21 protein-coding genes are annotated in these 23,736 nt (G+C 72.2%); 13 read left to right on the top strand and 8 right to left on the bottom strand.

What is annotated here, in order from left to right:
- Positions 1–60: 60 nt before the first annotated feature.
- Positions 61–3,078 (top strand): alpha-mannosidase, encoded by a 3,018-nt coding sequence (locus tag ACIQOE_RS08965; protein ID WP_401410621.1) that lies wholly within the window; start codon positions 61–63, stop codon positions 3,076–3,078.
- A gap of 87 nt (positions 3,079–3,165) precedes the next feature.
- On the opposite strand, the gene ACIQOE_RS08960 is transcribed toward ACIQOE_RS08965, so the two are convergent.
- Positions 3,166–3,867, bottom strand: coding sequence for a FadR/GntR family transcriptional regulator (locus ACIQOE_RS08960; RefSeq protein WP_362643587.1), 702 nt, complete (start codon positions 3,865–3,867; stop codon positions 3,166–3,168).
- Between the two features lie 178 nt (positions 3,868–4,045).
- Here ACIQOE_RS08960 and ACIQOE_RS08955 point away from each other — a divergent pair, with 178 nt between their 5' ends.
- The 8 genes from ACIQOE_RS08955 to ACIQOE_RS08920 are packed head-to-tail and all read left to right on the top strand — an operon-like array spanning position 4,046 to position 11,936.
- Entirely contained in the window at positions 4,046–5,116 is a 1,071-nt protein-coding gene (locus ACIQOE_RS08955) for a sugar ABC transporter substrate-binding protein (protein WP_401410619.1), read from the top strand.
- The gene (locus ACIQOE_RS08950) at positions 5,113–6,645 is read left to right on the top strand and encodes a sugar ABC transporter ATP-binding protein (protein WP_401410617.1); all 1,533 of its coding nucleotides are present in this window, start codon (positions 5,113–5,115) and stop codon (positions 6,643–6,645) included. The genes ACIQOE_RS08955 and ACIQOE_RS08950 overlap by 4 nt, the downstream gene beginning before the upstream one ends.
- A complete protein-coding gene (locus ACIQOE_RS08945) occupies positions 6,638–7,672 on the top strand; it encodes an ABC transporter permease (protein WP_362643550.1) in 1,035 nt (344 codons plus the stop codon). The genes ACIQOE_RS08950 and ACIQOE_RS08945 overlap by 8 nt, the downstream gene beginning before the upstream one ends.
- 41 nt (positions 7,673–7,713) lie before the next feature.
- Positions 7,714–9,063 (top strand): L-fuconate dehydratase, encoded by a 1,350-nt coding sequence (locus ACIQOE_RS08940; protein ID WP_362167027.1) that lies wholly within the window; start codon positions 7,714–7,716, stop codon positions 9,061–9,063.
- Positions 9,060–9,815 carry an SDR family oxidoreductase gene (locus tag ACIQOE_RS08935; RefSeq protein WP_365559654.1) on the top strand — a complete coding sequence of 252 codons (756 nt, stop codon included), beginning with the start codon at positions 9,060–9,062 and terminating at the stop codon, positions 9,813–9,815. Before ACIQOE_RS08940 ends, ACIQOE_RS08935 begins: the two co-directional genes overlap by 4 nt.
- Positions 9,812–10,798, top strand: coding sequence for an aldo/keto reductase (locus ACIQOE_RS08930; RefSeq protein ID WP_401410614.1), 987 nt, complete (start codon positions 9,812–9,814; stop codon positions 10,796–10,798). The genes ACIQOE_RS08935 and ACIQOE_RS08930 overlap by 4 nt, the downstream gene beginning before the upstream one ends.
- On the top strand, positions 10,795–11,109 hold the full coding sequence (locus ACIQOE_RS08925; RefSeq protein WP_351314015.1) for an L-rhamnose mutarotase: 315 nt from the start codon (positions 10,795–10,797) through the stop codon (positions 11,107–11,109). The genes ACIQOE_RS08930 and ACIQOE_RS08925 overlap by 4 nt, the downstream gene beginning before the upstream one ends.
- The gene (locus ACIQOE_RS08920; protein ID WP_401410612.1) at positions 11,106–11,936 is read left to right on the top strand and encodes an amidohydrolase family protein; all 831 of its coding nucleotides are present in this window, start codon (positions 11,106–11,108) and stop codon (positions 11,934–11,936) included. Before ACIQOE_RS08925 ends, ACIQOE_RS08920 begins: the two co-directional genes overlap by 4 nt.
- Here the strand turns inward: ACIQOE_RS08920 and ACIQOE_RS08915 are convergent.
- On the bottom strand, positions 11,924–13,345 hold the full coding sequence (locus ACIQOE_RS08915) for a lipase maturation factor family protein (protein WP_401410610.1): 1,422 nt from the start codon (positions 13,343–13,345) through the stop codon (positions 11,924–11,926). The two genes, ACIQOE_RS08920 and ACIQOE_RS08915, sit on opposite strands and share 13 nt — an antisense overlap.
- A 163-nt stretch (positions 13,346–13,508) precedes the next feature.
- On the opposite strand from ACIQOE_RS08915, the gene ACIQOE_RS08910 reads away from it, so the two are divergent.
- Positions 13,509–15,599: a SpoIIE family protein phosphatase gene (locus ACIQOE_RS08910; RefSeq protein ID WP_401410608.1), complete on the top strand. Its 2,091-nt coding sequence runs from the start codon at positions 13,509–13,511 to the stop codon at positions 15,597–15,599.
- Between the two features lie 31 nt (positions 15,600–15,630).
- Positions 15,631–16,494, top strand: coding sequence for a DNA-formamidopyrimidine glycosylase family protein (locus tag ACIQOE_RS08905; protein ID WP_351314003.1), 864 nt, complete (start codon positions 15,631–15,633; stop codon positions 16,492–16,494).
- 7 nt (positions 16,495–16,501) lie between these two features.
- Here the strand turns inward: ACIQOE_RS08905 and ACIQOE_RS08900 are convergent, their stop codons facing one another.
- The 3 genes from ACIQOE_RS08900 to ACIQOE_RS08890 form a co-directional block, all read right to left on the bottom strand.
- Positions 16,502–17,158 (bottom strand): zf-HC2 domain-containing protein, encoded by a 657-nt coding sequence (locus ACIQOE_RS08900; RefSeq protein ID WP_351314000.1) that lies wholly within the window; start codon positions 17,156–17,158, stop codon positions 16,502–16,504.
- Positions 17,159–17,306: 148 nt separating this feature from the next.
- Positions 17,307–17,822 carry a hypothetical protein gene (locus tag ACIQOE_RS08895; protein WP_351313997.1) on the bottom strand — a complete coding sequence of 172 codons (516 nt, stop codon included), beginning with the start codon at positions 17,820–17,822 and terminating at the stop codon, positions 17,307–17,309.
- Between the two features lie 144 nt (positions 17,823–17,966).
- Complete coding sequence (locus tag ACIQOE_RS08890) at positions 17,967–18,515, bottom strand: sigma-70 family RNA polymerase sigma factor (RefSeq protein ID WP_351313994.1); 549 nt, start codon at positions 18,513–18,515, stop codon at positions 17,967–17,969.
- A gap of 221 nt (positions 18,516–18,736) precedes the next feature.
- On the opposite strand from ACIQOE_RS08890, the gene ACIQOE_RS08885 reads away from it, so the two are divergent.
- Positions 18,737–19,900, top strand: a complete 1,164-nt coding sequence (locus tag ACIQOE_RS08885; RefSeq protein WP_401410605.1) for a CapA family protein — start codon at positions 18,737–18,739, stop codon at positions 19,898–19,900.
- Positions 19,901–19,903: 3 nt separating this feature from the next.
- Here ACIQOE_RS08885 and ACIQOE_RS08880 read toward each other — a convergent pair whose 3' ends face one another.
- Positions 19,904–20,377, bottom strand: coding sequence for a MarR family transcriptional regulator (locus ACIQOE_RS08880; RefSeq protein ID WP_365567596.1), 474 nt, complete (start codon positions 20,375–20,377; stop codon positions 19,904–19,906).
- 98 nt (positions 20,378–20,475) lie between these two features.
- Between ACIQOE_RS08880 and ACIQOE_RS08875 the strand changes: the two genes are divergently transcribed.
- Positions 20,476–21,291 carry an alpha/beta fold hydrolase gene (locus tag ACIQOE_RS08875; RefSeq protein WP_401410603.1) on the top strand — a complete coding sequence of 272 codons (816 nt, stop codon included), beginning with the start codon at positions 20,476–20,478 and terminating at the stop codon, positions 21,289–21,291.
- Here ACIQOE_RS08875 and ACIQOE_RS08870 read toward each other — a convergent pair.
- Together ACIQOE_RS08870 and ACIQOE_RS08865 are read right to left on the bottom strand one after the other, a co-directional pair.
- The gene (locus ACIQOE_RS08870) at positions 21,288–22,700 is read right to left on the bottom strand and encodes an amino acid permease (RefSeq protein ID WP_362643541.1); all 1,413 of its coding nucleotides are present in this window, start codon (positions 22,698–22,700) and stop codon (positions 21,288–21,290) included. The genes ACIQOE_RS08875 and ACIQOE_RS08870 overlap by 4 nt on opposite strands.
- A gap of 60 nt (positions 22,701–22,760) precedes the next feature.
- A complete protein-coding gene (locus tag ACIQOE_RS08865; RefSeq protein ID WP_401410601.1) occupies positions 22,761–23,711 on the bottom strand; it encodes a LysR family transcriptional regulator in 951 nt (316 codons plus the stop codon).
- Positions 23,712–23,736: the final 25 nt, after the last annotated feature.

The raw sequence follows: 23,736 nt of genomic DNA, 5'->3' as shown, positions 1-23,736 counted from the left end.
CGGACCCCGTGACCGCCACGCACACCCGGTAACCGGTAACGAACAAACGGAGCACCCCACATGCATGACGACCGCAGCTTGGTGGAAGCCCGCCTCAGGCGTGTCCTCGACGAGCGCATCCGCCCCGCCGTGTACCCCGAGTCCGTGCCCCTGGACGTCGCCGTGTGGCACGCGCCCGGCGAACCCGTGCCGGTCGCCGAAGGACTCGCGGCCGAGCCGGGCCCGATCCGGGTGGGCGACCGGTGGGGCGCTCCGTGGGGCACCAGCTGGTTCCGGGTGAACGGAACCGTCCCCGAGGAGTGGGCGGGACGGACCGTGGAGGCCCTCCTCGACCTCGGCTTCGACGAGAACATGCCCGGCTTCCAGTGCGAGGGCCTGGTCTACCGGCCCGACGGCACCCCGGTGAAGGGCCTCAACCCGCGTAATCAGTGGGTCAGGATCGGCGCCCCGGTGGCGGGCGGCGAGGAGGTACGGCTGCACGTCGAGGCCGCCTCCAACCCCGTCATCCTCGACTACCACCCCTTCCGTCCCACCGCGCTCGGCGACAAGGACACCGCGGGACACGAGCCGCAGTACACGCTCACCAGGATGGACCTCGCCGTCCTCGACGAGACCGTGTGGAACCTGGTGATCGACCTGGAGGTCCTCGGCGAGCTGATGGCCGAGCTGCCGGCGGACGCCCCGCGCCGCTGGGAGATCCTGCGCGCGGTCGAGGCGGCCCTGGACGCGATCGATCTCCAGGACGTCAACGGCACCGCCCGGTCGGCGCGTTCGCGGCTCACCGGCGTCCTGTCCGTGCCCGCCGCGCCGTCCGCGCACCGGATCAGCGCCGTGGGCCACGCGCACATCGACTCGGCATGGCTGTGGCCGCTGCGCGAGACGGTCCGCAAGGTGGCCCGCACCACCGCCAACATGACCGCCCTCGCCGAGGACGAGCCGGACTTCGTGTTCGCCATGTCCCAGGCCCAGCAGTGGGCCTGGGTGAAGGAGCACCGCCCCGAGGTGTGGGCGCGGGTGAAGAAGGCGGTCGCGGACGGCAGGTTCGTGCCGGCCGGCGGGATGTGGGTGGAGTCGGACACCAACATGCCCGGCTCGGAGGCGATGGCCCGTCAGTTCGTGCACGGCAAGCGGTTCTTCCTCGACGAGTTCGGCATCGAGAACGACGAGGCCTGGCTGCCGGACACCTTCGGCTTCGCCGCCGGGCTCCCGCAGATCATCAGGGCGGCCGGCACCACCCGGCTGCTCACCCAGAAGATCTCCTGGTCCCAGACCAACAAGTTCCCGCACCACACCTTCTGGTGGGAAGGTATCGACGGCACCCGGATCTTCACCCACTTCCCGCCCGTCGACACCTACAACTGCTCCATGAAGGGCAGCGAACTCGCCCACGCCTCGCGCAACTTCAAGGACAAGGGCCGGGCCAGGCACTCCCTGGCGCCGACCGGCTGGGGCGACGGCGGCGGCGGCACGACCCGGGAGATGGTGGCGAAGGCGGCCCGGGTACGGGACCTGGAGGGCTCGCCCGCGGTCGTCTGGGAGACCCCGCGGGAGTTCTTCGAGAAGGCGGAGGCCGACTACCCGGACCCGCCCGTCTGGGTCGGCGAGCTGTACCTCGAACTGCACCGCGCCACCCTCACCAGCCAGGCGCAGACCAAGCAGGGCAACCGGCGCAGCGAACACCTCCTGCGGGAGGCCGAGCTGTGGGCGGCCACCGCGGCCGTGCGCACCGGATTCCCCTACCCGTACGAGGAGTTGGACCGGATCTGGAAGACGGTCCTGCTCCACCAGTTCCACGACATCCTGCCCGGCTCGTCGATCGCCTGGGTGCACCGCGAGGCCCGCGCCACCTACCGGCGGATCGCCGCGGAACTCGACGGGATCATCGACGCGGCCCAGCGGGCGCTGGCGGGGGAGGGGACGCGGAGCCTGGTCTTCAACGCGGCGCCGCACACCCGCCACGGCGTCCCGGCCGGGGCCGCGGGCGAGGCGGAGCCGTCCGCGGAGGTGACGGTCGCGGAGCGGCCCGAGGGCGGTTACGTCCTCGCCAACGGCCTGCTCCGGGTCGAGATCGACGCCCGCGGCCTGGTCGTGTCCGCGTACGACACGGCGGCCGGGCGCGAGACCGTCGCCCCCGGCACGGCCGCCAACCTGCTCCAGCTGCACCCGGACTTCCCGAACATGTGGGACGCCTGGGACGTCGACGCCTTCTACCGCAACGCGGTGACCGACCTGACCTCCGTCGACGAGCTGACGGCCGGGGAGGACGGCCGGTCGGTCCGGATCGTACGGTCCTTCGGGAAGTCCGCCGTCTCCCAGGTGCTGTCCCTGCGGCCCGGCGAGCGCCGCCTGTCCATCGACACGGAGGTGGACTGGCACGAGACGGAGAAGTTCCTGAAACTGGCCTTCCCGCTGGACCTGCACGCCGAACGGTACGCGTCGGAGACCCAGTTCGGTCACTTCCACCGCCCGACCCACACCAACACCTCGTGGGAGGCGGCCAAGTTCGAGGCCTGCAACCACCGCTTCGTCCACCTGGAAGAGCCGGGCTGGGGCGTGGCCATCGTCAACGACTCGACGTACGGCCACGACGTGACCCGCGCGGTCCGCACGGACGGCGACCGGGGTACGACGACCACGGTCCGGGTGTCCCTGCTGCGCGCCCCGCGCTTCCCGGATCCCGAGACCGACCAGGGCGTGCACCGCTTCCGGCACGCCCTGGTGCCGGGCGCGGCCATCGCGGACGCGGTGCGCGAGGGCTGGCGGATCAACCTGCCGGAGCGCCGGGTGACGGGCGGTCAGGAGGTGGCTCCGCTGGGCACCGTCGACAACGACGCCGTGGTCGTCACCGCCGTGAAGCTGGCCGACGACGGCAGCGGCGACGTGGTCGTCCGCTTCCACGAGGCCCACGGCGGCCGCGCCCGCGCGACGCTGACGGCGGGCTTCGAGATCGCGGGCGTCAGCGTGACGGACCTGCTGGAGCGGCCGCTGGACGGGCAGGACCCGGAGCGTGACGGCGGCCGCGTCTCACTACGACTGCGACCGTTCGAACTGGTGACGCTGCGTCTGGCGCCCCTCTAGGGGCCCTGGGGGCACCCCCGGCCGAAGGCCGGGGGAGGAGGAACCGCGCGACCGGCCACGGCGCACCCGCGGCCGCGAACTCCCGGCCTACCCCCGCAGCTGCACCCGCAGCCACTCCTCCACCTCACCCACGTGCGCCGCCGCCGCGGCCCTCGCCGCCTCCGGATCCCGGGCGACGAGGGCCCGGTGGATCGCGGCGTGCTCGCGCCGCGTCCGCGCGAACGCCCCCTCCTCCTCGTACCCCCGCCACACCCGCGCCCGGAACGTCCGTGAGGACAGGCCCTCCAGGATCGCGGCCATCGTGTCGTTGCCGGCCGCCCCGGCGATCACCCGGTGGAACGCGAGGTCGTGGGCGAGGATCTCCTCGGGGTCCTCCGTCGCGTTCATCGCCGTCAGGTGCTTCTCCACCTCGGCCAGCTGGTCGGCCGTGATCCGCGCCGCGGCCAGCGCGGTGGCCGTCGACTCCAAGACCCGCCGCACCTCCAGCAGTTCCACCAGCTGCGGCCCGCGGGACAGGTCGGCGACCACCCCGAACGTCTCCAGCAGGTCGCCGGCCTCCAGCTGGGTGACGTAGATGCCGGAGCCGTGCCGGGCCTCCAGTACGCCGAGGACGGTCAGCGCGCGGATCGCCTCGCGCATCGAGCTGCGGGACATGCCCAGCTGGGCGGCGAGATCCCGCTCCGTCGGCAGTCGCTGGCCCGGCTCCAGCCTTCCCTCCCCGATCATCTCCTTGATCCGCTCGATGGCGCGCTGCGTCACCGTGCCCTTCTGCGGGGCCGCCCCGTCCACGCCGCTCTCGTCCACACCGTTCCTCCTGTCGCCGGTGCGCCGCAGTCTAATCAGCCATGTGGTCGGACCACTACGGTTCGTTTCCCGGAAAAATCGCGTCCGCAGGGTGTCGAAGGCGCCGAGTGGTCTGATAAGTATGCGGGCATCTGCTCGAACACGCTCGATGAGGAGCTGCCCGATGCCCGGCAGAACACTGAGGAAGCGGAACAGGTCACGGATCATCGGCGCGACGGCCGTGGCCGTCGGCGCCTCGCTCGCGCTCGCCGCGTGCGGCAGCACGAACGACACCGGCAGCGGCAGCGCCGGAGGCGGCGGAACCGGCAAGGTCGGGGTGATCCTGCCCCTGCTGACCTCGCCGTTCTGGCAGTCGTACAACGACTACGTACCCAAGATGGCGAAGTCGCAGGGCGTTGAGGCGCTGAAGACGGTCAACTCCAACAGCGACCCCTCGCAGCAGATCACCGACATCAACAACGAGCTGAACCAGGGCGTGAAGGGGCTGGTCGTCGCCCCGCTGGACAGCGCGGCCATCGAGGCCGGACTCGACCAGGCCGACCGCAAGGGCGTGCCGGTGGTCGCCGTGGACGTGGCGCCCGACAAGGGCAAGGTGGCCATGGTGGTGCGCGCCGACAACGTCGCCTACGGCACCAAGGCCTGCGAGTACCTCGGCCAGCACATCACCAGCGGCAAGGTCGTGCAGATCATGGGCGACCTCGCCTCGGTCAACGGCCGGGACCGCTCGGAGGCGTTCCGCACCTGCGTGAAGACGAAGTACCCGAAGCTCAAGGTGCTGGAGATCCCGGCCAAGTGGGAGTCCGACACCGCCGCCTCCAAGCTGGACACCCTGCTGAACGCCAACCCCGACATCAAGGGCATCTACATGCAGGCCGGCGGTGTCTACCTGGCGCCGACCCTGCAGACCCTGAAGTCCAAGGGCATGCTCAAGACCGCCGGGCAGAGCGGGCACATCACCATCGTCTCCAACGACGGCATCCCGCAGGAGTTCGACGCCATCCGCAAGGGCCAGATCGACGCGACCGTCTCCCAGCCCGCCGACGCCTACGCCAAGTACGGCATGTACTACATCAAGGCGGCGATGGAAGGAAAGACGTTCAAGCCCGGTCCGACCGACCACGACTCCACGATCGTCAAGCTGCCCAGCGGCATCCTGGAGGACCAGCTGCCCGCGCCGCTCGTCACCAAGGACAACGTGGACGACCCGAAGCTGTGGGGCAACACGGTCAAATGAGCACGCCACTTGTTGAGGCCCGGGACATCGTCAAGCGGTACGGCCCCACCGTCGCCCTCGCCGACGGCCGGCTCACCGTGCTGCCCGGCGAGTCCCACGCCCTCGTCGGCCGCAACGGCGCCGGCAAGTCCACCCTGGTCACCGTCCTCACCGGCCTCCAGGCCCCGGACGAGGGCACGGTCCGTTTCGACGGCGAACCCGCGCCCCCGCTCTCCGACCGGGACGCCTGGCGGAGCAAGGTCGCCTGCGTCTACCAGAAGCCCACGGTCGTACCGGAACTGACGGTCGCCGAGAACCTGTTCATCAACCGGCAGCCCCTGCACCGCGGGTTCATCAGCTGGCGGCGGCTGCGGAGCGAGGCGGCCGCGCTGCTGGACACCTGGGACGTCCGCGTCGACCCCGAGGCCCGCACCGCCGACCTCAAGGTCGAGGACCGCCAGATGGTCGAGATCGCCCGCGCGCTCAGCTTCGGCGCCCGGTTCATCGTGCTCGACGAGCCGACCGCCCAGCTCGACAACCGGGAGATCGAGCGGCTGTTCAGCCGGATGCGGGCGCTCCAGGACTCGGGCGTGACCTTCCTGTTCATCTCGCACCACCTCCAGGAGGTCTACGAGGTCTGCCAGACCGTCACCGTGCTCCGCGACGCCCGCTGGATCACCACCGCCCCCGTCGCCGAACTCCCGCGCCGCGCGCTGGTGGAGGCGATGGCGGGGGAGTCGATCACCGAGCGGGAGCACAGCCGTGACGCGGTGGCCGACGGAGCCCCCGTCGTCCTGGACGCGCGCGGACTGACCGCGCCGGCGTACCGGGACATCGACCTGACTGTGCGCCGCGGCGAGGTCGTCGGGATCGCCGGATCCAGCGGCAGCGGCAAGATCGAGCTGGCGGAGTCCTTCGCCGGGCTGTACACGCCGGCCTCGGGATCCGCGCAACTCGACGGCAGGCCGCTTCCGTTCGGCGACGTGCGGGCCGCCCTCGGAGCCGGTGTCGGCTGCGTGCCGCGGGACCGGCACGGACAGGGACTGGTCTTCGGGATGAGCATCGGCGACAACGCCACCATGAGCGTCCTGGACCGGCTCGGCCGCTTCGGGTTCGTCGCGGGCGAGCGCAGACGCCGCTTCGCCGACGAGCTGATCGAGCGCCTCGACATCCACGCCGAGGGCCCCGAACAGCCCGTCTCCGACCTCTCCGGCGGCAACGCGCAGAAGGTCGTCATGGCCCGCGCCCTGGCCTCCGACCCCCAGCTGCTCGTGCTCATCAACCCCACCGCGGGCGTGGACGTGAAGTCCAAGGAGTCACTGCTCGCCCGCATGGACAACGCCCGCGAGGACGGCACCGCCGTACTGGTCGTCTCCGACGAACTCGACGACCTGCGCCGCTGCGACCGGGTCCTCGTCCTCTTCCACGGCCGCGTCGTCGCCGAACACCCGGCCGGCTGGCGCGACCACGAGCTGATCGCCTCCATAGAAGGAGTGGACTCGATGCCCGCAGGAGCCGGCTCCCCGGCCGAAGGAGTGGACCATGGCTGACACGAAGGCCCCCTCGGCCTCGGCCGCCGGCCCCCTGCACGTCCCCGACGCCCGCGCCGCCAAGACCGTGCTGCTCCGCAGGGTCCGCGAACTCGCCCTCGTACCGGCGCTGCTGGTGCTGCTGATCCTGGGCGCGGTGGTCAACGACTCGTTCTTGACCGAACGCAACCTGATCTCCATCCTGGGCGCCTCGGCGGCCCTGGCCATGGTGGTCCTCGCCGAGTCGCTGATCCTGATCACCGGCAAGATCGACCTGTCCCTGGAGTCCGTGGTCGGCATCGCGCCCGCCGTCGGCGCGCTGCTGGTGCTGCCGAGCGCCGAGTCCGGCTGGGGCACCGGCTGGCCGGCCGGCCTCGCCCTGCTCGCCGTCCTCGTCGTCGGCGGCCTGATCGGCGCCTTCAACGGCGTCCTGGTGGTGAAGTTCAAGCTCAACGCCTTCATCGTCACCCTCGCCATGCTGATCGTGCTGCGCGGGCTGCTCGTCGGCGCCACCAAGGGCAAGACGCTGTTCGGCATGCCCGACGCGTTCTTCTCCCTGGCCACCTCCACCTTCCTGCGGGTCCCGCTGTCGGTGTGGCTGGCCGCGGTCGCCTTCGGCGCGGCCGGACTGGTCCTCAAGTACCACCGGGTCGGCCGCGCCCTGTACGCCATCGGGGGCAACGCGGAGGCGGCCCGCGCGGCCGGTATCCGCGTCGACCGGGTGGTGCTCGGCGTCTCCGTCGTCGCGGGCGTCCTCGCCTCCGTCGGCGGGATCATGCAGACGGGCTACGTCGGCGCGATCAGCGCCAACCAGGGCAACAACATGATCTTCACGGTGATGGCGGCGGCGGTCATCGGCGGCATCAGCCTGGACGGCGGCAAGGGCACCATGTTCGGCGCCCTGACCGGCGTGCTCCTGCTGGGTGTCGTACAGAACCTGCTCACCCTGGCGCAGGTTCCCTCGTTCTGGATCCAGGCCATCTACGGCGGCATCATCCTCGTCGCCCTGATGATCGCCCGCGTCACCACGGGACGCGCGCAGGACTGACCGGCCCGCGTCCCGAACTCCCCCCGACGGAAAGGCAATCCGTGTCCCCGAGCCCCGGCCCCCGCGCGCGTGTCACCGCGGTCGACACCTACGACATCCGCTTCCCCACCTCGCGCGAGCTCGACGGCTCCGACGCGATGAACCCGGACCCCGACTACTCGGCGGCCTACGTCGTGCTGCGCACCGACGCCGCCGACGGGCACGAGGGACACGGGTTCACGTTCACCATCGGGCGGGGCAACGACGTCCAGGTCGCCGCGATCGACGCCCTGCGGAACCACGTGCTCGGCCGCCCGGTCGACGAGATCTGCGACGATCCGGCGACCCTCTTCCGGGACCTGATCGGCGACAGCCAGCTGCGCTGGCTCGGCCCCGAGAAGGGGGTGATGCACATGGCGATCGGCGCCGTCACCAACGCGGTGTGGGACCTGGCCGCCCGCCGGGCCGGGAAACCGCTGTGGCAGCTGCTCGCCGACGCCGAACCCGAGTGGATCGTCCGCCAGATCGACTTCCGCTACCTCACCGACGCCCTCACCCCCGAGGAGGCCCTCGGCATCCTGCGGCGCGCCCGGCCGGGCGCCGACGAGCGCCGGGCCCGGCTCCTGGAACGCGGCTTCCCCGCCTACACCACCTCGGCCGGCTGGCTCGGCTACGACGACGAGAAGCTCACCCGGCTCGCCGCCCAGGCGGTCGCCGACGGCTTCCGGCAGATCAAACTGAAGGTCGGCGCCGACCTCGCGGACGACATCCGGCGCTGCCGGGTGGCCCGCGCGGTCGTCGGCCCGGACATCCGGATGGCCGTCGACGCCAACCAGCGGTGGAACGTCGACGAGGCGATCCGCTGGACCAAGGCGCTCGCCGAGTTCGACCCGTACTGGATCGAGGAGCCCACCAGCCCCGACGACATCCTCGGCCACGCGGCCGTCCGCCGCGCGGTGGCCCCGGTCAAGGTCGCCACCGGCGAACACGTGCAGAACCGGATCGTCTTCAAGCAGCTGCTCCAGGCCGGCGCCATCGACGTCGTCCAGATCGACGCGGCCCGGGTGGCCGGCGTCAACGAGAACCTCGCCGTCCTGCTGCTCGCCGCCAAGTTCGGCGTGCCGGTCTGCCCGCACGCGGGCGGCGTCGGCCTGTGCGAACTCGTCCAGCACCTCTCGATGTTCGACTACCTCGCGGTCGCCGGCACCACCGACGACCGGGTCATCGAGTACGTCGACCACCTGCACGAGCACTTCCGCGACCCGGTGGTGATCAGGGAGGGTCACTACACGGCACCCACCGCGCCGGGCTTCTCGGCCGCCATGCGACCGGAGTCCATCGCGGAGTACACCTTCCCCGGCGGCACCTTCTGGGCCGCCGACCCCGACACCCAGAAGGGACAGGCCGCATGACCGACTTCGAGGGACTGAGGGCCCTGGTCACCGGCGGCGCCTCCGGGATCGGACGGGCCACCGCCGAACTCCTCGCCGAACGCGGCGCCCAGGTCGCCGTCCTCGACCTGGACCCGGCGGCCGTCGCGAAACCGCTGCTCGGCTTCCGGGCCGACGTCACCGACGACGCCTCCGTGCGGTCGGCCGTGGAGGACGCGGCCGAGGCCCTCGGCGGCCTCGACGTCCTGGTCAACAACGCCGGTGTCGGCGCGCAGGGCACGGTCGAGGACAACGACGACGACGAATGGCACCGCGTCTTCGACGTCAACGTCCTCGGCATGGTCCGCACGGCCCGCGCCGCCCTGCCCCACCTGCGCCGCTCCCGGCACGCGGCGATCGTCAACACCTGCTCCATCGCCGCCACCGCAGGACTGCCCCAGCGCGCCCTCTACAGCGCGACCAAGGGCGCCGTGTACTCCCTCACCCTCGCCATGGCCGCCGACCACCTCCGCGAGGGCGTCCGCGTCAACTGCGTCAACCCCGGTACGGCGGACACCCCGTGGATCGGCCGCCTCCTCGACAGGGCTCCCGACCCGGCCGCCGAACGCGCCGCCCTGGAGGCCCGCCAGCCCTCCGGCCGGCTGGTCTCCGCCGCCGAGGTCGCGGGCGCCGTCGCCTACCTGGCGAGTCCGCTGTCCGGCGCCACCACCGGGACCTCCCTCGCCGTCGACGGCGGCATGCAGGGCCTCAGGCTCCGCCCGGCGGGCCGGTGAACGCCCTCGGCCGCAGCGGCGTCCCGGTCAGCCCGCTGGGCCTCGGCGCCGCCGCGATCGGCAACCTCTACACCGAGGTCCCCGACCGGCAGGCCCACGACACGGTCACCGCCGCCTGGGAGCGGGGCGTGCGCTACTTCGACACCGCCCCGCACTACGGCCTCGGCCTGTCCGAACGGCGGCTGGGGGAGGCGCTGCGGGCGTACGACCGGGACGCCTACACCCTCTCCACCAAGGTCGGCCGCCGCCTGGAGCCGGGGCCCGGGGCCGGTGACGACCTCGCCGACGGTTTCGCCGTGCCCGACACCCACCGCCGGGTCTGGGACTTCAGCGCCGACGGCATCCGCCGCACCCTGGAGGCGAGCCTGGAACGGCTCGGCCTGGACCGGATCGACGTCGTCTACCTCCACGACCCCGACGACCATGCCGAGCAGGCCTTCCGCGAGGGCTACCCGGCCCTGGAGAAGCTGCGTTCCGAGGGCCTCGTCCGCGCCATCGGCGCCGGCATGAATCAGACGGCCATGCTCACCCGGTTCGTCCGCGACACCGACGTCGACGTGGTGCTGTGCGCCGGCCGCTACACCCTCCTGGACCAGAGCGCCCTGGCCGACCTGCTCCCGGCCGCCGCCGAACGCGGCGCGTCCGTGGTGATCGGCGGCGCTTTCAACTCCGGTCTGCTGGCCGATCCGAGGCCCGACGCCACCTACAACTACACGCAGGCCCCACCTGAGTTGCTCGCCCGCGCCGTGCGGCTGAAGACGCTCGCCGAACGGCACGGCACCACGCTCCGCGCGGCCGCCCTCGCCTTCTGCGCCGCCCCCGCGGCCGTGGCGAGCGTCCTGGTCGGTGCCCGTTCGGCGGCGGAGATCGAGGACGGGGCACGGCAGTTCGCCACCCCGGTCCCCGCCGCCTTCTGGCAGGAACTGCGCGCCGCGCACCTCCTGCCCGCCGACGTCCCGCTCCCGACGGAGGACCCGTCATGAGAGTCGCCCTGCACACCAAGGTCCGCGCGGACCGCGTCGCCGCGTACGAGGCCGCCCACCGCGAGGTGCCCGCCGCGCTCACCGACGCCATCCGCGCGGCCGGCGCCACCTCCTGGACCATCTGGCGCAGCGGCACCGACCTCTTCCACGTGCTGGAGTGCGCCGACTACGGCGCGCTCCTCGCCGAGCTGGAGAAGCTGCCGGTCAACGTCGCCTGGCAGGCCCGGATGGCCGAGCTGCTGGACGTCGTCCACGACTACTCGGGGGCGGGCACGGACGCCTCTCTGCCCGTCGTCTGGGAGCTGCCGTGACCGTCGACGCCCACCACCACGTCTGGGACCTGTCGGTACGCGACCAGGACTGGATCACCGGACCCGGACTGCGCGCGCTCAGACGGAACTTCGGCGTCGAGGACCTCCGGCCCGAGGCGCGGGCGGCCGGCGTGACCCGCACGGTCCTGGTCCAGACGGTCACCGTCCCCGAGGAGACCCCCGAGTTCCTGGCCCTCGCCGACGCCCACGACCTGGTCGCCGGGGTCGTCGGCTGGACCGATCTGACCGACCCGGCGGTCGCCGGTGAACTGGCCCGTCTGCGCGAACTCCCCGGCGGCGCCCACCTGAAGGGCATCCGCCACCAGGTGCAGGACGAACCGGACCCCAAGTGGCTGCTGCGTCCCGACGTCCACCGCGGCCTGGCCGCGGTCGCCGAGGCCGGCCTCGTCTACGACCTGGTCGTGCGGGCCCACCAGCTGCCGGCCGCCGTCAAGGCGGCCGAGGCCCATCCGGGGCTCACCTTCGTCCTCGACCACCTGGGCAAACCGCCGATCGCCTCCGGCGCCCTCGACCCCTGGGCCGGTGCGGTGCGCGCCCTTGCGGCCCTGCCCAACACCGTCTGCAAACTCTCCGGCATGGTCACGGAGGCCGACCCGGCCTCCTGGACGGTCCAGGACCTCCGCCCCTACGCGGAGACGGTCATGGACGCCTTCGGCCCGGACCGCCTGATGTTCGGCTCCGACTGGCCGGTGTGCCTCCTGGCCGGAACCTACGCCGAAGTCTTAGACGCGGCCGGGCAGTTGATCGGCCCCGGCGAACGCACCCAGGTCTTCGAGACCACCGCCACCCGGGTCTACGGCCTCTGAGCCGCCCTCGCCAGCCGCGTCGGCGGCATGAACTCCCGCACGTACGACCGCTCCCAGCACGCGCCCGTCTCCCGCAGCTCCCGCCACCCGGTGTAGCGGTAGCGGAAGAGGCGGGCGCGCACGAAGCGCGGCGGCCGGTCGGGCGGGAAGGGCGAGCGGCGCAGCAGCCGCAGCGTGTCCCGGTCGTTCTCCAGGAGGCGCTCCATCAGGCCGCCGAACCATTCGTCGGCGTACGCGGGGGAGAGGGCGGCGAACCACATCAGCCAGTCCAGGCGGAGGTGGTAGGGCGCGAACTGGCGCGGCCAGCGCCGCGGATCGCCGGGCTTGCCCTTGAACTCGTACTCCCGCCAGTCCGCGTCCTCGCGCGGAGCATCGTCCAGCGTGCCCTCGACCACCACCTCGTAGCGCACCCGGCTGACGCTGCCGAAGGCGCCGTAGGTGTTGACCAGGTGGAGCGGGTCGAAGGAGCGGTTCATCACCTGGCGGCGGGAGACCATGTTCAGCACCGGGCGGTGGCTCAGGAAGACCAGCAGCGCGGCCACGGCGAGGACGACGGCCTCGTACCAGAGCGGCGGGCCGGCCGCGGCGGTGCGGCCGGACGGCAGCCGCAGCGCCGACAGGGCCAGCACGATGGTGATCCAGTTCAGCCAGGAGAAGTTTCCTGAGGCCACCAGCCACAGCTGGGTGAGGATCATCAGCGAGGCGGCCGCCGTGGCGAGGGGCTGCGGGGTGAACAGCAGGACGGGGACCACGAGCTGGGTGACGTGGTTGGCGGCCGCCTCCACCTGGTGCACCGGCCCCGGCAGGTGGTGGAAGAACCAGCTCAGCGGGCCCGGCATCGGCTGGGTCTCGTGGTGGTAGTGCAGGCAGGTGAGCCTGCGCCAGCAGGCGTCCCCGCGGATCTTGATCAGACCCGCGCCGAACTCCACCCTGAACAGGATCCAGCGCAGCAGGAACAGGACGACGACCGGCGGGTCCACCTCGTCGTTGCCGAGGAAGGCGGCGAGGAAGCCGACCTCCAGGAGCAGCGACTCCCAGCCGAACGCGTACCAGGTCTGGCCGACGTTGACGATCGAGAGGTACAGGGCCCACGGGATCAGCCACAGCACCGTCGCGGCCCACAGCGGAAGCCGTGAGTCCAGTCCGGCCAGCAGCGCCGCCGACACCGCGCACCCGGTCCAGGCGCAGGCCGCGAAGAAGCGGTCCGAGTAGTGCAGGTGGAAGAGGCTCGGCGCCCGCCGGAACGGCACCCGGGCGAGATACCGCGGGATCGGCAGCATCCCGCGCTCGCCCAGCAGCGCCCGGAACTGGAGCGCCGCCGTCAGGAACGCGACGAGGTACACGCCGGCCAGCGCCCGCTGGAAGACCAGCCGGCTCAGCCCGTACCCGGGTGCGGTGAACCAGTCCACGGCCGTGCGCCCCTGCCTCTTAGCGGTCCGCGCCCCGGCCCCGATGCCGGGAGAGGGCCCGTCACCCTGTGTACCGCGCGCCCCCGGTGACGTAACCCGGGAGAGTGAGGCGAAGGAAATCGGATGAATTGCCCGGTTCTGCTTCCCCTGGCAAGGTGGCCCCATGGCTGATCGGGGAGCGAGCGCTCCGTCACTCCCGGACGACTGGCCCGCCCACCCGGACCACCCGATCCTGGCGCTCAACCGGCTGGGCACCTTCGACTGGGACCTGGACGCCGGTCTGCTCCACATGGACGCCCAGGCGTACGAGGTGTTCGACCTGACCCCCGAGGAGTACGACGGACGAGCCGAGAGCCTGGCCGTCCGGGTCCCCCTGACGGAGGGGAGCCGGCTGGACGCGGTGGTGTCCGCCGCCATCAAGGACGGCAGCGAGAACTACGGGGCCTACTTCCGCATCCGCCGCCGCGACGGCACCCCGCGCTGGACCCACACCCAGGGGTACATCAGGCGGGACGAGACCGGCCGCCCGCGCCGGGTCGTCGGCGTGGTCAGGGACGCCACCCAGGAGCTGGAGGACAGCGAGGCGCGCAGCCTGCGGGCCGCCCAGGACGAGGCGCTGCGCCAGCAGACCGGCGTCGTCCAGGTGGTCACCGCCGCCCTGGCGCACGCCCGCAGCGTCCAGGACGTCATCGACGCCCTCAAGGACACCCAGGGCATCCCCAACCTGGGCGCGACCAGTCTGGTGATGGGCCTGGTCGAGGCCGGCCGGATCAGACTGGTCGCCGAGGGACCGGTGGGCAGCTTCGTGCCCGGCACCCGGATCACCCGGATAGACGAGCCCTACCCGATGGGCGAGGTGGTGCGGACCCTGGGACCGCGCTTCATCGAGTCACCGCAGGAGTTCGCCGACGGCTACCCGATCCTGTGGCCGCACATCACCGAGCTGCACATCACCTCGGCGGCCTACCTCCCGCTCATCGCGCAGGGCCGCCCGATCGGCGCCATGGGCCTGCTCTACGACGACCGGCTCGGCTTCTCCACCGAGGAACGCGCCGTCCTGGTCGCCCTCGGCAGCAGCATCGCGCAGAGCCTGCAGCGCGCCATGCTCTTCGAACAGGAGAAGGACCTCGCCCAGAACCTGCAGCAGGCGATGCTGCCGCGGACCATTCCCAGCGTGCGCGGGGCGGACGTCGCCGTCCGCTACCGCTCGGCGAGCGGCAGCGGCACCCTGGGCCGGGACATCGGCGGCGACTGGTACGACCTGATCCCGCTGCCCGGCGGCCGGGTCGGAGCCGTCATCGGGGACGTCCAGGGCCACGACACGCACGCGGCGGCCGTCATGGGCCAGCTGCGGATCGTGCTGCGCGCCTACGCCGCCGAGGGCCACGCCCCGGCCGCCGTGATGGCCCGCGCCTCCGTCTTCCTGGACGAACTCGACACCGACCGCTTCGCCACCTGCCTGTACGCCGAGGCGGACCTGTCCACCGGCGTCGTCCAGGTGGTCCGTGCCGGACACATCGACCCGCTGGTCCGCGGCGCCGACGGAAGCTGCCGGCGGGTCCCGGTGGACGGCGGCCTGCCGCTCGGCCTGTCCGCCGAGTTCAAGAGCCTCGAATACCCGGTGTCCACCCTGGAGCTGGACTCCGGGGAGACGCTGCTGCTGTGCACCGACGGACTGGTCGAGCAGCCGGGCACCGACCTAGGCGACGGGATGCGCTCCCTGATCCGGCAGGTCGCCGAGGGCCCGGAGGACGTACGGCGGCTCGCCGACCGGCTGATCGAGGTCGCCGAGGACCGGGGCGGCGACGACGACGTGGCGCTGCTCCTGCTGCGCCGCCGGGGCCCGGACACCGCTCAGGCCGTCTGCCGCCTCCAGCAGCACGTGGCCTCCGGCGACCCCGAGGCGCTCAGCCTGGCCCGGCACATGATCCGCGCCGCCGTCCGGGCCTGGGGCGCGGGGGAGCGCGCCGACGAGATCGAGCTGGTCGCCGACGAACTGATCACCAACGCGCTGATGCACACCGAGGGCTCCGCGATCGTCACCCTGCGGGTTCTGTGCGGCGGCGAGCGCCGGCTCCGCGTCGAGGTCGAGGACTCCTCCAGCGCCCTGCCGCGCCGCCGCGAGGCCGGTGCGGACGGGGTGTCCGGGCGGGGCCTGCTGCTGGTGGACGAGATCACCGACGTGTGGGGCGTGGAGGCGCGCGGCGGCGGCAAGGCGGTCTGGTGCGAGTTCCGCATGCCGGAGCCGGCCTGACCCCGGCGGCCACGGGTGGCACCCTGGACGCATGCCCGAGCTGCCCGAGGTCGAAGCGCTCAAGGACTTCCTGACCGAGAACCTGGTCGGTCACGAGGTGGTGCGCGTCCTGCCGGTCGCCGTCAGCGTCCTGAAGACGTACGACCCCCCGGTCGGTGCCTTCGAGGGCAGCGAGGTGGTGGCCGTGCACCGGTACGGCAAGTTCCTGGACGTCGAGGGCGACGGGGGCCTGCACCTGGTCACCCATCTGGCCCGAGCGGGCTGGCTCCAGTGGAAGGACCGGCTGCCGGACGGGCTGCCCCGGCCGGGCAAGGGTCCGCTCGCCCTCCGGGTGGCCCTGGAGACCGGCGCGGGCTTCGACCTGACCGAGGCCGGCACCCAGAAGAAACTCGCCGTGTACGTCGTCCGGGACCCCGGGGAGGTGCCCGGTGTCGCACGGCTCGGTCCCGACCCGCTCGCCGAGGGCTTCGACGAGGCCCGGCTCGCCGCCCTCCTCAAGGACGAGCGGCGCCGGATCAAGGGCGCGCTGCGCGACCAGAGCCTGATCGCCGGGGTGGGCAACGCCTACAGCGACGAGATCCTGCACGCGGCGAGGATGTCCCCGTTCAAGCTGGCCGCGTCCCTGACCCCGGAGGAGGTCCACGGGCTGTACGAGGCGCTGCGCACCACCCTCACCGAGGCGGTGGAGCGCTCCCACGGCCTGGCGGCGGGCCGGCTCAAGTCGGAGAAGAAGAGCGGGCTGCGCGTCCACGGGCGGACCGGCGAGCCGTGCCCGGTCTGCGGCGACACGATCCGCGAGGTCTCCTTCAGCGACTCCTCGCTGCAGTACTGCCCGACCTGCCAGACGGGCGGCAAGCCGCTGGCGGACCGCCGGATGTCCCGGCTGCTCAAGTGATCCGCGCTCACCGGGGGTCCAGGGTCACCAGGGGCTGCCCGTCGGCGTTGCGGACCTCGTAGCGGTCGATCTCGTCCGGGTGCATCGAGGAGCCGCCCGTCATGGTGGACACCCGGTCGTCGTGGTCGCGCTCGGCCCAGGTGGTCACGACCTGCTCGGAGCCGTCCCGGCCGATCGCCACCAGCCGGCAGGTGCGCGGTCCGTCGGCGTCCTTGACCTGGAGTTCGATGGTGCTGCCCGAGTCCGTGTCCGCCGACTTCACCTGCGCCCACACGCCGGAGCGCGTGTCGGTGGCGGCGGTGACCCGGACGGCCGGCGGGGCGTCGTGGCCGGTGTACGCCACGATGCCGGGGCCGACGACCGCGAACACCACCGAGGCGGCCAGACCGTACAGCAGCTTGCGGCGCTTGACCCGGTGCCGGCTCGCCACCTCGGCGAGCAGCCGGTCCAGCAGCCGGGGACCCGGCTGGGCCATCGGGTGCACGAAGCGCGGCGTGGCCCGGCGGTACAGCATCAACTGCCGTGCGGCGGGGCCGAACTCGGTCACGTGTGCCGTGCAGCTGGGGCACTCCATGAGATGGTCCTCGAAGCGGAAGGCCTCCGCCTCGTCCAGCACGCCGAGCGCGTACGCGCCGACGTCGCGATGCCTTTCCAGGGACCTCATGCCGAATCCTCGTGCCGTGAGTGCGGGTGGGGGTTACTCATTGCTCCTTGCTCCCACCCGTACGCAGTCGGCCGCTGTTTCACTCAAGGCACGTACAGAATCGTAATCAACGGGTTCGGAGCGGCCGGGCCCGCGGATTGGTGCCGATTCAAAAAAGATGGATGGCGAGATGTCCGAGGGGCAGACCGAGCCGCCAGGCGGCCGTCCACACCTTCGGTCCTTCGTCCTCGCCGAAGACCGAACCACCGCCCGGCACCGCGTCCAGGTCGGGTGCGAGCAGTTCGGTCTCCTCCAGCCAGCGCCAGGCCGCCGCGGCCAGGTCCAGGTCGGCCGACGGCCCGCCCGTCGCCGTCGCCTCGGCGGTCAGCCGGGCCATGCGGTCCCCCACCCAGTCCTGCCAGGGCTGGTCGTAGGCGGTGAGCGAGAGCCAGGTCTCCAACTGGGACACGACCCGGATGCCCGACAGTTCGCCGTCCGTGTCGGAGAGGAAGATCGTCAACGCCAGCGCGTCCCGGCCGGCCCGGAACTCGAAGGACGTCGGCGGCATGAGATCGCCGGTGCGCAGCAGCTCGTCGGCGATGTACTCGGCGTACAACCAGGCCATCGGGACCGCCAGTTCCCCGCTCCCGGCCCCGTCCGTGCTTTCCTGCCCTCTGTGCAGCATCCCGTCCTGCCTTCCTCCGGTGCGCGCGTGGCCCCGACCCCGGGTCCGTCCCTCTCCCGGTGCGGAACACGGATGAAGACAGCTGATTGCTCCAACAGGGTCCTCAGCAAGGCGCTTTACCGAGGTTTGACCTGGCTTCCGGTTTCAGCCCAGGTCGGGTGCGTAACCGGGCAGAACCCGGCGCAGGGCCCGCAGCGCGTAGTACGCCCGCGACTTCACGGTACCGGGCGGAATGCCCAGGGTCTCGGCGGCTTCCGCCACACTGGCCCCCTGGAAATACACCAGCACCAGGACGTCACGGTGCTCCGGGGTGAGAGTCTTCACAGCCTCCCGCACGTCCAGCGCCGCGGCGGCGCGTTCGGCGTGGTCGCCGACGGCCCGGGTGTTCTCCAGGACGGCGTCGTGCACCTCGGGCGGCCGCGCCCGGCGGGCCCGCCGGGCGTCGATGGCGAGCCGCCGGCCGACCGTCAGCAGCCAGGGCAGGACGGAGTCGAAGTCGTCGGCGCGCAGCGCCTCGGGGTGCTGCCAGGCGCGTACGAGGGTCTCCTGGACGAGGTCCTCGGCCCGTTGCCGGTCGCCGTCGCTGAGCCGCAGCAGCAGCGCGAAGAGCGGGCGGCCGTGCTCGCGCTGGAGCGCGGCGAGCTCGTGCTCGGCGGTCGTCGTCCCGTCGGGAAGGGTGGTTCCGGCCGTCATGGCCGTATGGCATCGCAGGGCCGGGCGGCGGGACAGTGGGCGCACAGGGATCTGCGACGGACGGTCGATCGGGTCGGCGAACGGTGCGACGAACGGTCCGTCCTCCCCGTTACCCCACCCGGATGGGTCAATCGGGACGCCTGAGTTGTTTGCGACCCGGCTCGGCTTCGTACCCATTGATCTGTAAATCGGACAAGGCTTGCGACTCTGGGGTGCTCCTGATGATCAATCGCAGACGCCAGGTGGCCCTGGCCCTGACCGCCCTCCTCGCCACCGCAGCCGCCTGCCAGAACCACGTGCGGCAGGAGAACGCCACGCCGTCCGGCCGGCCGGCCCCCGCCGTGCCCGCGCCGGGCGGCGGCTTCACCCTCGTCGCCTCGGGCGACGTCATGCCGCAGAAGTCCGCGCTGGACCACGCGAACCTCGACGCGGGCGGCAAGGGCCACGACTTCCGCCAGATGCTGGCCGGCGTCGAACCCGTCGTCTCCCACGCCGACCTGGCGCTCTGCCACCTGGCGACCGTGACCGACGCCGAGGGCGGAACGCCCGGCCCGGCCGGCGTCGGCTCCCCGCCGCAGCTCGTCGAGGGCCTGGCCGCGGTCGGCTACGACAGCTGCTCCACCGCCTCCGACCGCGCCCTGGACGGCGGCGCCGACGGTATCCGGCGCACCCTCACCGACCTCGACCGGACGGGCCTGCGGCACGCCGGCACCGCCCGCACCCAGGCCGAGGCCGCCGCGGTCACCCTGCTCGGCGCCGGGCCCGCCAAGGTCGCGCACCTCTCCTACACCTTCGACGTCAACGGCAACGCCCTGCCCTCCGGGCAGCCCTGGGCGGTCAACCTCCTGGACGGGAACCGCGTCGTCGCCGACGCCCGCGCCGCCCGGCAGGCGGGGGCCGACGTGGTCGTCGTCTCCGTGCACTGGGGCACCGACGGACAGGACGCGCCCGACCAGCAGCAGCTCACGCTCGCCAAGCAGCTCACGGCCGCCCGGACCGGCGGCCGCCCGGACATCGACCTGGTCCTCGGCACCCACGCGCACATCCCGCAGGCCTACGAGAAGGTCAACGGCACCTGGGTCGTCTACAGCCTCGGCGACCAGCTGGCCGGCGAGCTGTACAACCGCCAGGGCCGCCAGGACCCGCGCGGCAACCAGTCCACCCTCGCCCGCTTCACCTTCGCCCCGCCGGCCCGTCCCGGCGGCCGCTGGGAGGTGGCCAGGGTCGAGTTCGTCCCGCAGCTCTACGACATCGACTCCGGCCGGGTCGTCGACCTGAACGCCGCCATCGACCAGGGCGCCGACTACACCGCCGTGCGCGACACCATCCGGGACGTCGTGCTCGGCCGCGGCGCCGCCAAGGACGGGCTGGTGATGGGGGAGTAGCGCTCACTCCACGTCGACGTGGTCCATGGTCCGCAGCAGCTCCCTCAGCACCCGTACGCACGCCGTGATCTCGGCGTCGGTCAGGCCGCCGCCGACCTGCCGGTTCACCGCGTGCTCGCGGGCGAGGACCGCGGTGATCACGGTCCGGCCCGCGTCCGTGAGCCGGATCAGCGAGGAGCGCTGGTGCGCGGGGTTGGGGATCACCTCGGCCCAGCCGCGGGCCGCCGCGTCGTTCACCGTGCGCTGCACGAACTGCCGGCTGAGCGCCATGATCCGGCCCATCTGCGGCACCGTCATCGGGCCGAACCTGCGCAGCAGGTCCAGCACGGACCGCACGCCGACCGAGGCTCCCTCGATCTGTTCGCCCTGCTCGATCTTGCGGAAGGCGCGCCGGTAGAGCGGGCCGATCAGGTCGTACACCTCGGTGATGCGCTCACCCAGCTCGTCGGGGCCGAGGGGCTCGTCGATGTCGTTCACCCGGCCATCATGCACCCGGCGAAGGTGACACCCGAGGTGTCAAAGTCATCATGACAACTCGGTTGTCAAAACGCACCGAGGATGACACCTTGGTTGTCATGACAGATGGTGTGGACGTCCGCTTCTTCCCGTCCCGCGACGGAGACCTCGCCTACCTCGACACCGGCTCCGGCGACCCGGTGGTCCTCATCCACTCCGGGTACGTCGACCACCGCATGTGGGCGGACCAGATACCGGCCCTCGCCGCCGGACACCGGGTGATCGCCCCCGACGTCCGCGGGCACGGCTCCTCCGCCAACGCGAGCGAGCCGTTCCGCTGGGCCGACGACCTCGCCGCGCTGCTGCGCCACCTCGACGCCGGACCCGCCGTCCTGGTCGGCGTGTCCATGGGCGGAGTGATCGCCACCGACACCGTGCTCGAACACCCCGGCCTGGTCCGCGCGGTGGTCACCTGCGGAGCCGCCACCGGCGACTTCCGGTACTCCGACGCCTGGCACACCGAACTCGGGGCCGAGTACGCCCGGTCCCTGGGCGCCGGTGACATCGAGGGCTGGCTCGACGCCTTCGTCCGGGTCGCCGCGGGCGCGCGGCGCGAGGTCGCGGACCTGGACCCGGAGATCCCGCGCCGGCTGCGCGAGATGGCCCGCCGCACCCTCGCCAGACACACGCCAGGCGAGACGGACTGGCACGTGCCGGTGACCGGCTCCTGGCCCCGGCTGCCGAAGATCGACGTCCCGGTCCTCACGATCAACGGCGGCCTGGAGCCCGCCGAGCTGCTCGCCGCCGCCGAACGCCTCGCCCGCGAGGTCCCCGACGGCCGCGCCGAGGTCGTCGAAGGCACCGACCACTACCCGAACCTGGAGCGCCCGGACGTCTTCAACGGCCTCCTGCTCGACTTCCTGCGTGCGCTCTAGCGTCCGGCCAGCCGTGAACGCTTGTACGAGTAGCCGAAGTAGATCACGCACCCGATCAGGAACCAGACGGCGAACCGCACCCAGGTCTCCCAGGCCAGGAACGTGATCAGCCAGACCGAGAAGACGACGCCCAGCGCCGGTACGACCGGCATCCACGGGGTGCGGAAGGCGCGCGGCAGGTCCGGCTGCCGGTAGCGCAGCACGATCACCGCCACGCACACCACCACGAACGCCAGCAGGATGCCGATGTTGGTGAGTTCGGCCGCCTCGCCGATCGGCACGAACCCGGCGAGGACGGCCGAGGCCGCTCCGACGATCCAGGTCACCCGGGTCGGCACGTGCCGCGTCGGGTGCGTCTTCGCGAACCAGGAGGGCAGCAGCCCGTCCCGGGACATGCTGAACCAGACACGGGTCACGCCCAGCATGAAGGTGAACATCACCGTCAGGATGCCGATGATCGCCCCCACCGCGATCACGTCCGCGAGTCCGCTCAGCCCCACCGACTTGAACGCCGTGGAGAAGCCGCTCTCCGGGTCGATGTCCTTGTAGTTCTGCATACCGGTCAGGACCAGGCAGGCCGCCACGTACAGCACCATGGAGATCGCCAGCGAGTAGATGATCGCCTTCGGCATGTGGCGCTGCGCGTCCTTCGACTCCTCGGCCGCCGTCGACATCGCGTCGTACCCGAAGACCGCGAAGAAGACCGTGGCCGCGCCCGTGAACGCCCCGCCGACGCCGAACGGGAAGAACGGGTGGTAGTTCCCCGAGTCGATGTGGAACACGCCGACACCGATCACCAGCAGCACCACCAGCACCTTGAGCACCACCACGACCGTCTCGAAGCGGGCCGCGCTGCGGATGCCGAGGTTGAGGAGGTAGGCGATCAGCAGACAGAGGATCGCCGCGAACAGGTCGACCCGGTGACCGGCCCCGGTGCCGGGGGCGCCGAGCATCCACCGCGGCAGGTGCGCGCCCATCTCCTCCACCAGGAAGCCGAAGTACCCCGAGATGCCGATCGCGACCACCGCCACGATCGCCGTGTACTCCAGGAGCAGGTCCCAGCCGATGAACCAGCCCGCGAACTCGCCGAGCACCGCGTAGCCGTACGTGTACGCCGAACCCGCCTTCGGGATCATCCCGGCGAACTCGGCGTACGACAGCGCCGCGCAGGCGCTGGCCAGGCCGGCGATGAGGAAGGAGAGCAGCACGGCCGGCCCCGCCGTGCCGTTGGCGACCGTGCCGGCGAGGGTGAAGATGCCCGCGCCGATGATGCCGCCCACGCCGATCGCGGTCAGCTGCCACAGCCCGAGCGATCTGTCGAGCCGGGGTCCCTCGCCGGTCTCGCTCTCCTCGATGTGTTCGATGGGTTTGCGGCGGAGAATTCCTTCACCCATGCGGAGCTTGGCCATGTGCCTCACCTCATCGCCGATCGCGAACGGCTGACGGCGGATCATGATGGCCCAGGGGCGTCATGGACGGAAGACGCCACGCACGCTCTCGGCCCAGCCGGGCACCCAGATCCCGGTCGTGGGGCCGGGCGGCCGCGCGCCGGCGAGATGGGTCCGCAGGACGGCCAGCGCCGGGTGCGGGTTGGCGGCCGTCCACAACAGGAAGTGCGGATAGACGGGCACCGGGTCGAGCAGCGGGATGCGGCGCAGGTCGTGACCCTCGGGCCAGACCAGCCCGGTCCGCTCGCCGACCAGCGTCGCCAGGGTGCCGGAACGGGCCACCGCGTCCTGCACCGCCCCGCTGAAATTGGGGCCCGAGGAGTCGATGGTGAGACCGAACTCGGCGGCGAGCGCGGCGTAGTAGGCGGCCCACTCGGTGCCCTCCACGATGCCCGGCATCCAGATCCGGTGCCCGGCCAGCTCGCCGGGCGCGACCGCCCGGCGGCCCGCCAGGGCGTGCCCGGGGCCGGTGAGCAGCTGGACCGGCTCGTCGTACACCCGGGCCGCCTCGACGCCCCTGGGCAGCGGCCGGCCGGGCATGGCGACGGCCCGGAAGGACGCGTCGACCGCGCCGGAGCGCAGCGCCGTGAGCGCCGAGTCGACGTCGAAGAGCGTGACGACGTCCAGGGCGATCTCGCCGTGCGCCTCGTGGAAGCCGCGCAGCAGCGCCGCCGGGGCCAGTCGGGCGCCGACCACGTCCACCCGCAGGGGGCGCCGGCCGGACCGTACGGAGGCGGTCGCGCGCTCCTCGGCGAGCAGCAGCTCGCGGGCGTGCGGCAGGAAGGTCCGGCCGTCGACGGTCAGGTCGGCGCCCCGCGGCGTACGGGTGAACAGCCGCACCCCCAGCTCCTTCTCCAGCGCCGCGATCCGCTTGGAGACGGCCTGCTGGGTGACCGCCAGCACGACGGCGGCCTCCTGGAACTGCCCCGAGTCGGCGACGGCGACGAAGGTGCGCACGGCGGTGAGGTCCACACCGCCACCGTACAACCGCGGGTTG

It is taken from the genome of Streptomyces sp. NPDC091282, from assembly GCF_044757385.1.
Classification (GTDB): Bacteria; Actinomycetota; Actinomycetes; order Streptomycetales; family Streptomycetaceae; genus Streptomyces; species Streptomyces gramineus.
Note: the sequence above shows the minus strand (reverse complement) of the source record. Positions and strands in the feature narration are given on the sequence as shown.

Coding starts and splice junctions, on each gene's coding strand:
- ACIQOE_RS08965 (WP_401410621.1), top strand. CDS start 61: ATGCATGACGACCGCAGCTTGGTGGAAGCCCGCCTCAGGCGTGTCCTC.
- ACIQOE_RS08955 (WP_401410619.1), top strand. CDS start 4,046: ATGCCCGGCAGAACACTGAGGAAGCGGAACAGGTCACGGATCATCGGC.
- ACIQOE_RS08950 (WP_401410617.1), top strand. CDS start 5,113: ATGAGCACGCCACTTGTTGAGGCCCGGGACATCGTCAAGCGGTACGGC.
- ACIQOE_RS08945 (WP_362643550.1), top strand. CDS start 6,638: ATGGCTGACACGAAGGCCCCCTCGGCCTCGGCCGCCGGCCCCCTGCAC.
- ACIQOE_RS08935 (WP_365559654.1), top strand. CDS start 9,060: ATGACCGACTTCGAGGGACTGAGGGCCCTGGTCACCGGCGGCGCCTCC.
- ACIQOE_RS08925 (WP_351314015.1), top strand. CDS start 10,795: ATGAGAGTCGCCCTGCACACCAAGGTCCGCGCGGACCGCGTCGCCGCG.
- ACIQOE_RS08910 (WP_401410608.1), top strand. CDS start 13,509: ATGGCTGATCGGGGAGCGAGCGCTCCGTCACTCCCGGACGACTGGCCC.
- ACIQOE_RS08905 (WP_351314003.1), top strand. CDS start 15,631: ATGCCCGAGCTGCCCGAGGTCGAAGCGCTCAAGGACTTCCTGACCGAG.
- ACIQOE_RS08900 (WP_351314000.1), bottom strand. CDS start 17,158: ATGAGGTCCCTGGAAAGGCATCGCGACGTCGGCGCGTACGCGCTCGGC.
- ACIQOE_RS08895 (WP_351313997.1), bottom strand. CDS start 17,822: ATGCTGCACAGAGGGCAGGAAAGCACGGACGGGGCCGGGAGCGGGGAA.
- ACIQOE_RS08890 (WP_351313994.1), bottom strand. CDS start 18,515: ATGACGGCCGGAACCACCCTTCCCGACGGGACGACGACCGCCGAGCAC.
- ACIQOE_RS08885 (WP_401410605.1), top strand. CDS start 18,737: ATGATCAATCGCAGACGCCAGGTGGCCCTGGCCCTGACCGCCCTCCTC.
- ACIQOE_RS08875 (WP_401410603.1), top strand. CDS start 20,476: ATGACAGATGGTGTGGACGTCCGCTTCTTCCCGTCCCGCGACGGAGAC.
- ACIQOE_RS08870 (WP_362643541.1), bottom strand. CDS start 22,700: ATGGCCAAGCTCCGCATGGGTGAAGGAATTCTCCGCCGCAAACCCATC.